6 protein-coding genes and 2 pseudogenes are annotated in these 12,919 nt (G+C 55.8%); all 8 read right to left on the bottom strand.

Translation table 11 applies throughout. The annotated features are described in order from the left end of the window. Nucleotides 1–53: 53 nt before the first annotated feature. Nucleotides 54–1,727, bottom strand: a complete 1,674-nt coding sequence (locus ACHHV8_RS01190) for a putative bifunctional diguanylate cyclase/phosphodiesterase (RefSeq protein ID WP_395156041.1) — start codon at nucleotides 1,725–1,727, stop codon at nucleotides 54–56. Further along, entirely contained in the window at nucleotides 1,661–2,071 is a 411-nt protein-coding gene (locus tag ACHHV8_RS01185; protein WP_395156039.1) for an MHYT domain-containing protein, read from the bottom strand. The genes ACHHV8_RS01190 and ACHHV8_RS01185 overlap by 67 nt, the downstream gene beginning before the upstream one ends. 51 nt (nucleotides 2,072–2,122) lie before the next feature. Continuing rightward, a pseudogene (locus ACHHV8_RS01180) lies at nucleotides 2,123–2,933 on the bottom strand (polysaccharide deacetylase family protein). Between the two features lie 319 nt (nucleotides 2,934–3,252). Further along, a complete protein-coding gene (locus ACHHV8_RS01175; protein WP_395156037.1) occupies nucleotides 3,253–6,180 on the bottom strand; it encodes a GAP1-N2 domain-containing protein in 2,928 nt (975 codons plus the stop codon). After that, a pseudogene (locus ACHHV8_RS01170) lies at nucleotides 6,180–7,447 on the bottom strand (TRAFAC clade GTPase domain-containing protein). The gene ACHHV8_RS01175 and the pseudogene ACHHV8_RS01170 overlap by 1 nt, the downstream one beginning before the upstream one ends. A gap of 667 nt (nucleotides 7,448–8,114) precedes the next feature. Next, nucleotides 8,115–8,750 carry a hypothetical protein gene (locus ACHHV8_RS01165; protein WP_395156035.1) on the bottom strand — a complete coding sequence of 212 codons (636 nt, stop codon included), beginning with the start codon at nucleotides 8,748–8,750 and terminating at the stop codon, nucleotides 8,115–8,117. A gap of 36 nt (nucleotides 8,751–8,786) precedes the next feature. Next, complete coding sequence (locus ACHHV8_RS01160; protein WP_395156033.1) at nucleotides 8,787–10,085, bottom strand: vWA domain-containing protein; 1,299 nt, start codon at nucleotides 10,083–10,085, stop codon at nucleotides 8,787–8,789. A gap of 251 nt (nucleotides 10,086–10,336) precedes the next feature. Next, entirely contained in the window at nucleotides 10,337–12,706 is a 2,370-nt protein-coding gene (locus ACHHV8_RS01155; protein WP_395156031.1) for a hypothetical protein, read from the bottom strand. Nucleotides 12,707–12,919 lie beyond the last annotated feature (213 nt).

Below are 12,919 nucleotides of genomic sequence, written 5' to 3'. Positions count from 1 at the left end.
GATAGTTTAAATAGAATCATTCCAGCTAGCTTGATTAGATAATTAAATGACGGCTAAGATTTCAAGTACGGCTGCTGTTCGATCCACTTCCTCAGCGCGTCGGGACTCATCGGTTTGCCATAATAATACCCCTGCATGACCCGGCAGCCTTGGGACTGCAAGAACGCAATCTGCTCCGGCGACTCCACGCCCTCCGCGACGACATCCAGCTGCAGGTTTTTGGCAATCGAAATGATCGTACTGATGATCGCCTGCTTGGAAGGCTGGCTGCTCTCGCGGATAAACATTTGGTCGATCTTCAAGGTATGGATCGGGATCTGGTCCAGACTGCCCAACGATGAATACCCCGTGCCAAAATCGTCCATGGACACCTGCACGCCGAGCTCCCTCAGTTCCTTTAGCTGCCTTATCGTATCTTCCATATCGTACATGGCAATCGATTCGGTAATTTCCAACTCCAGGTATTCGCCCTTCATGCCGGAGGTGGCCAGCGCGTCGGTTACCATTTCGTATAATGATCCGCTCTCGAACACACGGATGGACATATTGATGGAGACGCATACGTTAACGATGCCTTCCTCCTGCCACAACCGGTTCTGCATGCAGACAACCTTCATCATCCAGCGTGTAATCGGGACGATAATGCCGGTCTCCTCGGCAATCGGGACGAACTCCCCAGGCGAGACGAGACCATACTTCGGGTGATCCCAGCGAAGCAGCGCCTCCATCCCTGCGATCCGCTCCGTCTCCACGTCCCATTTCGGCTGATAATCGACGAAAAACTGCTGCTCGGTCAGACCTTGGCGCAGATCCATTTCGAGCTCCAGCTTGCGGAGCATCCGGCGGTCCATCTCCTCATCGAAGATGCGGTAATTGTTTTTACCGCTCAGCTTGGCATTGTACATCGCCGTATCGGACGCCTTGAGCAGGGTGATGCGGTCGGAGCCGTGCTCAGGGACCAGGCTGATCCCGATGCTTCCGGTCACATACAGCTCGTTGCCTTCAACATAATAAGGCCTTTTTATTTCCTGTACCAGGGCGGAAGCCAGCTCGATGGCCTCCTGCCGTTCCCCTCGGGTCGAAGCAATCAGAAATTCGTCTCCCCCAAGCCGGAAGGCAGTTTGCTTGTCCGTCAAATGGTTTTTAAGCCGGGTCGATACCTCTTGCAGCAAAAGATCTCCGATATCATGTCCTAACGTGTCGTTGATCGATTTGAACCGGTCCAGGTCAATAAACAATAAAAAACCGCTGACCGGCCGGCTGAACGACTCCTCGAAATAACGGACGAGATGATGCCGGTTCGGCAGCCCCGTCAAGGCATCGGTGTAGGCCATCCTTTCCAGCACATTCCGATCGAGAAAAATAGCCGTCCACGATACCGCCAGGATAAAACATGCCGATAAGGCCACGCCAATTAACAAAAACATCGGCGTCCTATGAACGCCTTCCTTCAAAGCCGCACCCGGCTCAGCCATAAAATGGCTTGCGGCCATTCCCGTATAGTGCATGCCGCAAATCGCCAGCCCCATGACGACCGCGCACAGCGGACGCCATTTCCGGAAATCCGGGTACAATCTGACCCGGCGGAACAAATACAGCGCCGCATAGGATGCCGTAAGCGCGATGACAACCGACAAGCCTACGTAAAAGGAATCGTAGGTCAGCGTCGCGCTCGACCGAATCGCCGCCATGCCGGTATAATGCATCGCGACAATCCCGCTTCCCATGATAAAACCCGCCGCTCCGATATGGCCAGCCCCGCCTTCGGATCGGCGGATACGCGGAATGCGATGAAGGAAGCCAGTATACTTGCAAGCAGCGATACGATCGTCACCGGAATGTTATAGCTCACTTCCACATTCAAATGGTATGCGATCATGCCGACAAAATGCATTGCCCATACACCGCAGCCCATGACGCAGGCGCCCGAAATCAGCCATACCGTCTTGGTTCTGCCTTGGGTCTTGGCTATTTTCTCCGATAAGCTAAGCGCCGAGTAAGCAGCCAGAACAGCGATAAAAAATGAGAGTAAAACAACAGGCACGTTGTAATGTCCTTGTAAGTGAACCACTCCTGCTCCTCCAATGGGGAAAGTATAGCTACGGACTTCACCGTGCGTATCCTATACTTCCAGCGAAACCTGCGCCCCTCCGCCGATTTCAACCAAGCTGCCGTCCACGCTGATCCATACGGAGCGGGCTGAAGGATTGTACACGAAGCTGCCTGCCGCCGAAAACTTCAGCTGTTGAAACGCTTTCACATAGTCGACGATCTCGATATTCGTCGCATACCACGTATCCTCCCTGCCGCTGACCTGCTCGCAGAAACGCTCCATCAGCTCCCAGTTGTTGTCATTGTCGAACTCATAGCTGTGTCCCCACACGTACATCATGTACAAGTACTGGGATTTAAACAGTTGGGTGAACGCTTCACCGAGCTGCAGCAAATCATGATTATGGTGGCAGGTCGGCTGCCACTCCATCCAATCGTCCGGCATGCCGAAGCCGGCTGTCGCTTTCGTCACCCTCGCATATTCCAGACCGAGATAAGGGAGCATCTCCTTGATCTGCTTGTTGAATGAACCGTTCGGATAGGACAATCCCCGTACGGTATAGCCCACGAGCCCCTCCAGCCCTTTGCCGGTCCTCGATCATCTCATGAATCAGCTGTTCCTTCGGGCATCTGGCTATCGTCGGATGGGTCAAAGTATGCGCGGAAACCTCATGGCCCTCATAGAGGGAGGCCACTTCTTCTTGTGCGATACGGCTCGGATCCGCCTCTCCCATCAGCCCGTAGTTCACATGAAACGTTCCTTTGATGCCATAGGTATTAAACAGCTTGACCAATCTTCGGTCCGCCTGTTTCCCGTCATCATAGCTCATCGTCAATACTTTGAATTTACCTTGGGGAAACGTCATTAATATTTTTTTCATACCGTTACCACTCCAATGACTAAGATGTCTTGCCTTCTCTGCCTGCAATCATATGTACATTCATTATAAACAGTTCTCACAAAAAGTGGGAAACATTCTCTGCCGATTTGCAAAAAATCTCCATTTCTGCGCACGGCCTGCATCAAATAAAGAAAACCCCACAAAGTGGGGCTTATGCTTCAAGGTGGACTCAGGTACTTTGCGGGGACCCCGAAAATTGATAAATATATGTTAAAGAAACCTGCCTAAGGCAGGTCCGGCATAAGCAGTGCTTTCAGAAATCCAATGAGTGCTCCGTCATTGGCACCGGCGGCGCAGCTTACTTTTTCACAGAAGAAGTGCTGACGCCCGACGTATTCTTGACGGTTTTCTTGATGACCTCGCTCGATTTGCCGTATTTATTGACCGCCTTGATCTCCACCGGATTGTCACCGGAATTAAGGGCAAGCACATACGACACGTTGCTCTGGCCGACCGATTGATCATTAATGAAGATCGTCGGACTGGGATCGTTCGGGTCCGTGGCCGTAACCGTAATCGTCACGCTGCCGTTCTTCGTGCTCTCCGGGATCGCGCCATGCTTGACGACCGGAGCCGGCATATTGTAAGTGACCTTCTTCGTTACCGTCTCTGAGGAAGTCCCGCCGCGGTTTACCGCTTTGAATTCAAACACGTTCTCTCCGTCGGCAAGCGTCACCGTCGTATTCATCGCGCCGTTGCCCATATATTTGCCGTTGAGGAACAGCTGAACCTTGGCCGTATCGGCAGGGTCACCCTTAACGGCTGCCTTCAAGGCGATCGTCATTGCCGTTGCGGTTTCCGGGACGTCTTCGACGGCAATTTCCGGCGCGGGGCCGAAGCTCGCGATCCAGTTGCCAATCGGATTCCACAGGACGATCAGCAGAAGCACCAGCACCGGCAGGACGATCAAGCCGGAGCGGATCAGCTTCCGCTTATTTTTGAACAAAAAACGAACCCACTTCGGCGACTGCTTCAGCTTGATCGCTTGAAATAAAGCCGCAAAGGATGCATTGCTTGTCGCAAGCAGCTGCTCGCGAACCGGCTTCGAGCGGAAGGCGGCGGGATCGTGCCGGTCAAAATATTTGCTGACCGCCGCCCGGTAGTTCGGATTGATCTCCCCGTTCGTCTCCACGAACCGGTAATCCTCCGACGACCAGAGCAGAAAATCGTAGATCGTTCCGGTGCCGGCCGTATTTAGCGCCAAGTAGTCCAGCAGCCGGTCATAATTATATTCGGAGGAAGCGTAGCCCCGCTCCTTGTCGGCATCCGGCTGATAAAAAGCGTAGGTGATCGCTCGAAACCGGCTGCTGTCCATCCGGTCCGCAAGCAGGCGCTGCAGCGCATCCTGCACCTTGTCCAGCTCCATCGGGCCCAGTCCCCGGAACGCCTCCAGCGCTTCCGCTTCCTCGCTAGGCTCCAGCGTCAGCATGCGGAACAAAATGCCGAGCTGGATGAGCGTCTGGCGGCTGCTCTTGCTGATATGCTGGAGCAGATCCGGTTCAATCGAGTCCAGCATAAAGCCCAGGCGGACCACCGCATCATAGTGAAGCCGTTCCGGATCCAAATCGCCCAGCAGCTCCAGCTGCAGCTCCAGCTTCAATTGATCGCTGAAGTCCTGAACGTGCCTCTGATCGTAGCGGTCCGGCAGCAGATCGAAAAACCGGTGCAGCGAACCCGCGAGCTCGATCCGTTTATTCGTATCCTTCGCCTGGAGCAGCTGCTTCATTTTTTTCAGCACTTCATGACTGAAGAAACGGTTTGATACCAGGTCCGCCGCTTCCGTCAGCCAGAAATCAATTTCCTTCTGAAGGCTCTCGGCCGAGGTCGCCTTGCCCATCCGGTAAATAACATACTGCTCTGCCACCGGAGCGGACTGCCGCTGCAGCGTCTGCATCACCTTACCGAAGACAGGCCCGCGTCCTATGAACAAGTCGAACAGGCCGGCAGATTGCTGTATGCCTTGCTCCGGATCCAGCCCACCGGCCCGATGAAGAAATACGACGAAGCATTGGATCAACAGCGCCTTCTCGCCTTCTTCGGCAAAAGCATAATAATCGAGCAGGCTGCGAATATAGTCCGCGTCCGGAAGAATGCCTCCGTCCGAAGCTTCCTTGCGCAGCAGCCGAATGAACAGCTCCTTCAAACGGCCCTTGCGATCCGCCGTCTCTGCCGTCAAATACGCCAGAATGCTCTGCAGCGTACCGGCGCGGTTACTTTCATACAGCGCTGCATCCCCCTGCTCGACGGCATACAGCACGGCAAGCTGGCAGTAAGCCGAAACCATAAGGCCTGTCTGGCCCGGCAGGCCTTGCAGCGATTCCTCGAAGAAATCGAACAGCCGGCGCAGCGGCTCCCCGTCCTCCAGCTGAATCAGGTTCCAAACCGTTTCGAAATAAAAATACTCGCTGCCCGGCAGCTCCGTATTTAAAAAACGCTTGTTCGGGAAGTCGAAAATATAATCTTTATCAATCCGGCGGTCCGGCAGGCGCAGGCTTCCTTTTTCCACGAAAACGACATGCACGTTGTGCTTGCTCTCCGGCTCGCTGTGGAAGGTCATAAAGCCGAGCAGTCTGCGAATCGCATAAGGGACACTGTTATATAACAGCTCCATCAAGCCCTTGGCTTTATCCGCACTCACCGAAATATCGGTATCCAGCGCGATGTATACTTTTTTCTTATTGGTGACGGAGGACATCACGGCGTAGACCAGCTGCTGAAACAGCTGGGAATCGATACCGAGCTCGGCAAGCAGCTCTGTCCGGTATCCTTTCTTGCCGGCCGGATCGTAATCCAGCTCGTCCAGCTCCGGAAGCTCCTTGCCTTCGCGTATATCGTAGCTGCTTTGAAAGCCGCGGATATGAAACAGCCGGTCCGGCTCGCGAATGTACGGCTCTTTGCCGTCTTTCGATACGACGAACTGGTGGGTGAACGACGCGCTGCGCTGTCCTGTAAAATCCGATGATATGTAAATGCTGCGTCCGATGACCAGCTCGCCGTTGTCCGTATGAAACACCAGGAACGACTCGGGATACAAGCTGCTGTCGGACTCGCCTCGCGTAAGCAGCTCCTGAGGCGGTTTGTATACGCAATAAGGATGCAGCACCGATTTAATAAACGTGTTGTCCAGCGACGCTGATTTCGCTACGGTATCGAACCCTTCGCTGGTCCGGAAAATGCCTTCCCGGTCACGGGTAAAATACTGCTGCTGCACTTTCTTCTGCATCATCACGGCGCATCTCTCCTGACTACATAATCAAGCTGGTGCAGGAGCCAGATGAACGGCTCGTCTACGCGCGTCGGACTGATGACGCCCGTCACCTGCTGGTTGACCGGGTTCGTCCCGAGGGCCGAAACGGCGAAGTAGGCGGTGTTCGTAAAATATACGTCGACCGCGTCCTTGAACGGACGATCGACCTTTTCAATAAAACGGCTGATTTCACCGTTGATGTTTTCAAATTCGGATTGGTTCAGGAAGCCTTTATGGACGACATTTTTAAACACATTGCTGTTCGGCTGGATATATTCGCTGTCTTCTTCCTTCAAATACTGCAGCATATCGCTCTTCGTCAGGACAATTGCCGTAGGAATATTCGTCTTGCTGTTATGCTGATGGGCAATAAAATTTTCAAACAAAGAGATCACGACCTCGCGCGGCTCATCGTAACGGTTGGCAAACTCGCCTTCCTCCTCGCCGAGCTTAATGTGGATGCGGTCGCGAATGCTGCGAATTTGCAGCGGATCGACCAGGAACAGAATGCCGGACGAATTCTTGATATGCGACGCATAAATATCCAGGTAATCGCGCTCGACCATACCTTCACCGGCCACATCGAAAAAGACGAGCGTCAGCGGCGCCTGCTCCGGGTCCTTGAACACGAATTGAAAAATAAACGGCTCCTGCTGCTCGTTCGGATTCGTCGACTGCAGCATACTGCCCCGCTCGAAAATCGGCTCATGGTAGTTCTGCCGGAATTTCCGGCTAATTTCCGCGCTCAGCGGCATGCAGGCCGCGTTAAAATTGGACGCCGTCGTATTTTGCAGCGTATGGATCAGCGAGGTCATATATACGGACTTGCCTACCTGCGAGGCGCCCACGATCGAAATGATATTGCTCGGCACTTTGCCTGCCGAAATCGGCAGCTCGTTGTGACAGCTCGGGCACAGACGGCGGCGGGTCGTTTCCCCGTACCGGTCGGTCACGGCTACGAGCACGTTCTGCGAGTAGACTTTATTTTCCTCCGGAATGGTGTACGGCTCGATGACCGCCTCCATATCGGCTTGGGACAGATTGAATTTCCGGCGCCATTCATTCAACCTGACGTCTTCCTGCAGCATGAACTCGTCGTCATGCTGTCCTTCACGTGGCTTGCACGGAACACGACGTCCTCCGGCTCGAATTTGCTGAAGCAAAACGGGCAGACGATGCTGTAAAAAGGCGGTTTTTCTTTCACCGGCGCTTTTTTGCCGAACCAGTTTTTCAGATTGCCTAGCATGGTTAGTTGCTCCTTCCTGAGGGGGGTAGGTGACGCGACTCGCTGCGCTGGTGAGCGCGCGGATCTATGTGGCACGGGCCAGTTGAAAGCACAGGCGGCTGTGTGGGCGAGGTTCGTGACACGGGCCGCGGTGCGGACGAGTTCGTGACACAGGCCGCTGCGCGGACGAGTACGTGACATAGGCCGCTGCGCGGACGAGTACGTGACATAGGCCGCTGCGCGGACGAGTACGTGACATAGGCCGCTGCGCGGACGAGTACGTGACATAGGCCGCTGCGCGGACGGATCATTCTTCCGATCGCTGTTGTCCGAGGATTTCCTTCATTTACTAACCCCGCGCTGCGGTTGAAATCCTCGGACAAAGGCGAACGCTTCGCTTCTACAGAACGATCCGTCCGCTTCGCTCGTCTGTCACCGGGATATAAATTAGATTGCTTTGCGCTCGGTTTCTTCGCTTTCGCGAGCATAAGGCTGGATTAGCTCGCCTTTTCCGGCGAGCGCGTCATTGCGCACGCATACTGCGTCGGTAGCTGTACGGACAGGCGCGTGACACGATTAGTCGCCGTGCCGGCAGGTTCGTGCCACGCGCCGCTGCGCGGACAGTGCCTTCCTTTCAACATGGGCGACTCGCAAACGAGCCGGCATAGCATTGAGGTGGACGCCTAGCTTAAGCTTCGTAAATCAGCTCGAACAGGTCGCGGGCCCGTTCGCTATGGGCCAGAAAGACACGAATCGCATCGTTCTTAGCAATTTCAATTTCCGGGAGGACGGTGCGGCCGACCGGAAAATCGCTCATAAAAGGATACGCGATTCCGTCCTCCTTGCTCGTCGGGCTGCCGCCCTCCTTTATGACATAGCAAAGCGTATCCTGCGGCACCGGAATCTCGCAAAACAGCTGGATCCTGGCCGAACGGTACCGGCTGAACAGCTTGCCGCCGTATTTGACGGACCAGCGGATTTTGGCTCGGCCGCCATTGACGCGGATAACGTTGTGGTCATCCGTTTGCATGAGAGGCATTAAGCCGCCCTGCCGCAGGCATGGGAAAATGCGGTAGCCCTGCACGCCGATATAGTCGACTTTTTCCCGGTAGCCCGACTTGATTTTGTATTCCTCACGGGTAAACAGCTTTAACTGCTTTACCGTCAGCTGCTCCGGGGGCAGCTCCTCCCCCTCGGCGAAGCTGTATACATACACATAATCGATATCCTTCGGCCAATGCCAGGTCAGGATCACTTCACCGTCCTGCAGCTGGCTGGCTATTTTGGTGATCCGATAGGGATCGTCTAACGGTTCCCACTGCACAGCATATCCGCCTCCGTTCCTCCGCTGCCTTGTTTACTAGCGGAACCGTTTGCCGGCCGGACCGTCGCCGCGGCGGCCAAAGCGGTCGTTCTCCCGACCGCTTAAAAGGGTGCGGCCGCTGCCGCCCCGAAGCGCTGCGGACCCGCTCGTATCCTGATGGACGGCCACAGCCAGCGTAGACAGCGAGAGGACGACGGCCAGCGTCAAATCAGCCAAAGCCCGGTAAAACGAAGGGTAATCCGCCCCGGGCAGGCCCGCTTCCAGAATCCATCCGGCAATCAGGCCCGCGGCGGTACCGCCGATGGCAAAGCTTTTGGCCAGGTAGCGGTTATCGAACACGATGCCGAGCGATAGCCCGATCAGCGTGCCGATCAGCATGAGGAAGAGAACCCGCAGCCAGCCGTGATAGCCATCCGCAGCAGCCGCTCCCGTACGTTCGTTCAGTAAATGATTCGGCTGCCCGCTCGCATAAATTTGATCGAACGCGCCGGCAATGCCATCCGCGCGCTTCACGTCGTAGAAGGTGCCGCCGGTACCTTCGGCAATTTGCTGCAGCAGCGCATTGCCTTTCGGCTCGGAGGCATCGATCATGCCGACGGTCTGGATTTTGACGCCGTTCTGCACATATGGTGCCAGCACCTTCGCATTGTTCATATCGCTGATCCCATCGGAAATGAGGATCATAGTCGTTTGGCTGCCGGCATCCCCTTGATTTCTCAGCTGATCCATAACGGCGGTCAGCACATGGCCGATATCCGTTTTTCCATACGGCTCGGCAATACCGCTTACTTTGGACGCAAGCTGCTCCTTCACGCTCGAATTATCCAGCTTGGTCAGCGGAAAAATCAGCTGCGGCGCTTCATTAAACGTGTACAGCCCGACCCGCGTCGAGTCGTCCATCCGCCGGATTAACGATTGCGCCGCCTGATTGCTCAGCTTGTTCGGGTCCGTCTGCTTCATGCTTTCCGACATGTCCAGCAGCAGCACATAGTTTTGCGGCGCTTCTTTTTTTCCGAATGAGATGCCGTAAAACCACTGAAATACGAGCCCACCGACAAAAAGCATCACCAGCGTTCCCGGAACCAGAAGCTTCCAGCCGTCTCCGGCATAGCGCAATTTCCAGTTGTGCCCGTTCAGCTGCGGTGAAATCATCTCCGCGATCAGACAGCACAGCCCGACGACAAGCGCGAACTGTCCGAAATAGATGCCCATCAGCAGCGTTTCATGCAGCTTGCCCTCCCACTGATTCAACACCCATTCTCCGATAAGAAATCCCAACAAGCCGCCAATAAGGCTGAATAGGGTCAACAGCCCATTCCATTTTCGCTGTTTCACTTGCTCCCCCCTCTTTCTAAAACACTCGCATATTCACGTACATACCATTCTCCGCCTAACGTCCGCCTGCTGTATAAGCCTTCATGGAACGGCTTGGAAAGCCTGCTTCAATCCCGTCCGTAACCGGCAGCTGAAACAAATGCCTTCGTCCGCTGCACGGCTGTGCCAGCCGCCAGCCGCCTCCCGCAACACGTATACACCGACGCCGCGGCGGGCGTACGCTTCATCGCTCCCCTGTGGGAACGGCGCTTTTACTGCGGTTCCCATTCCATGGCCTTTCCGTGAAAAAGGTAGCCGTTCTGCACATAAGTATCGTAGTACAGCCGGCCGTTCCGGTAATACATCAAATCCCCGAGCCGGAAGCCGCCCATCAGGTTCAGCTTCTCGATTCCGCTTGGCTTCTTCTCATGGACGCAGCCCAGCTTGTAAGTGCGGCTTCCATGATCGACCGCGTACGCGTATTGGATAAATTCGCTCCTGTAGTCGCCGAAAAAGTACTTTTCCTCATATCGATGCCTGTGCGTTGAGCGGTAAACATCCGCCCGGATCGCAGCCTCGCTCTCCAGCGTCGCGTACAGGTCGCGGTACAAGTCCTCCTTGGACAATACCTCGCGGTTATCGTAGCTTGCCGCTACGTTGGCCCGCTCCAGCAGCTCTCCCTCGAACGTCTGGTCGAACAGCGGGTGAACGAAAATATCTCTGCGCGCCGCTTCGATCAGACGCTGCACCAGCTTGTCTTCCCCCTGCTCCAGCAGCCCGGTGATGCTGCCAAGGCTTCGTTCGTTCCAGTAAAAATCCGCGCCGCGGCGCTCCTCCAGCTCATCGGTGACGGTACTTACCACCTGTCCGTAATACTCGTGAATGTTGCGTCCCAAATAATCGCTGGAGTGAAAGGTGAAGCTACGGCTCGCATCCCGAAGTGACTGCTCCGCCTGTCCGGCCCGGTCGGCAAGCTGCCTCATCTGGACGTGCAGTCCTTCCAGCTCGTCCAGATACAGCTCCAGCAGCCGCTGCTTCATCCGCAGCGCCAGCAGCTCCAGCTTCAGCCCATAAATTTCGTCCAATACGTAGCGGACGGCCTCTTTAATCGGCAGCTGCTTCGTAAGCCGGCTCCATAAGGAACGCTGCGCCATGCCCTGCAGCTCGACAGCTTCCTCGTACCGCTGCTCCAGCTCCGCCCGGCCCTGCTCCAGCAGCTGGACGGTTTCCTTCCACTGCGCACGCAGCTCGGACGGCAGACTCCCCGGCTCCCGCTCGGCAGTCCAGCGTACGCCGCTGATGCACCCGTACGCCGGATCGGCCGCAACCCGCTCCTGAAAGCGGCGTGCCAGCGCCCGTCCGTATTCCTGGCTGTCAAAAGCGGCCTCTACCCGCCGCACGACATTCGTTTCGAAAAAAGTCTGGGCATTGCCCCCATACAAAGCGGCCTCCGCCTGGCGGAGCGTCATCTGCTTCAGCTCCGCAGCGGAGATGTTGTGGTACAACAGGCCGTACATGCCATCCAGCGCCTTGTCGTGGCCGGACATGAGCCCGCGGATCCGGTCATCGATCCGATGCGGCTCCAGCTCCAGCAGCTCCAGTACTTGGCGGGTATCTTTCCCGCTCGCATTCTCTTGAAGCCGGTTCAGCGCCCTGCGGTAAAAATGATACAGCACCGCCAGGGCAATCGCCTGATTCGGCCGCTGCACCTTGGCATAGCCTGCGGATACATAGCTCCCGCCTCCGGCATCCGGCGGCGTCATATTTTGCTTGAACTGCTGGTTGTTGTATGCCCCGTGCTGCGGATCGAGCTCGTCCGGCACCTTGCGGTTTTTCAGCAGATTCAAGCTGCAGATCAGCTCGTAGCAGCCCTGCATCCCGCTCTCGGGGAAAATCCCCCGTTCGTCCTTGTCGCTGAGAAAATAGACCATATCGAACAGCGGCGCAGGGCCGTGGCGAACCGGCAGCTTAATGCCTTCCCCCGTCACCTGCAGCTGCCCTTCGAGGGCATATTCCCGGCTCTGGCAGTAGTCTGCCTCCCGCAAGAAGCTGACACCAAACGAAGAGGAGAGAGCGAAGCTCTCCCCTACCTGCTTCTCTTCCAGCAGCGTGTACAGATCCGTCTGCACCGAGCGGAAATGCTCACCGAAGATCGAGCGCATCAGCACCGTCAGCTCGGGAACAAGCACGCTGAGCGGATCGTCCGCCTTGACGACCACCGCGATATTCAAGCGCTGCATGCTCGAATACATCCGTCCGTATTCCGAAATCCGGTTGTTCATCCGGCGCAGGATCACGTTCAGCTCCAGCAGCTTCGGCTCATCCTGATAAAACTGTCTGTACAGCTCGGAGCGCAGCGTTTTCTTCTCCGTCTCCGGCCCGGACATCGTCCACGTATAGACATTACCCCCGCCCGGGACTTCCTGCGGCTCGGAGCCGACGTGAAGATACACGACGCCGGCGCTGTTGTTCCAGCGTTTGCCGCCCAGCCGGTGCACCTGCTTCAAAGCCTCCGACGAGGCGTCGCCGAGGAAAAGAAAAACCAGCGGATGATTGATACTGCGCAGCTCATCCGCATCATTCCCGTTCGTTTCCTTCTCCGCGGCGTAAGTATTGGCAAAGGAGAGCAATGCTTCTCTCATGCTTCCTTGCACCTCCTTGTTTCTACCAAATGCTTCCGCTTCCTTCGCAGCGTAGTAAGCGATGACCTATCCACGCGCACGAATAAAGCTTATTTGTATGTTTACACTTTCAGATGGCGTTTCCTCCGTGCTTCGGATAGCAATGGAGCTGCCGGCGTGCTTACCTTATCCGGTAAGGCTGCGCGTCGTACGGACCGCACAGATCGTCTCCAC

The organism is Paenibacillus sp. TAB_01 (genome assembly GCF_043945595.1).
Taxonomy (GTDB): domain Bacteria; phylum Bacillota; class Bacilli; order Paenibacillales; family NBRC-103111; genus Paenibacillus_S.
This window is presented reverse-complemented; position numbering and strand designations above follow the sequence as displayed.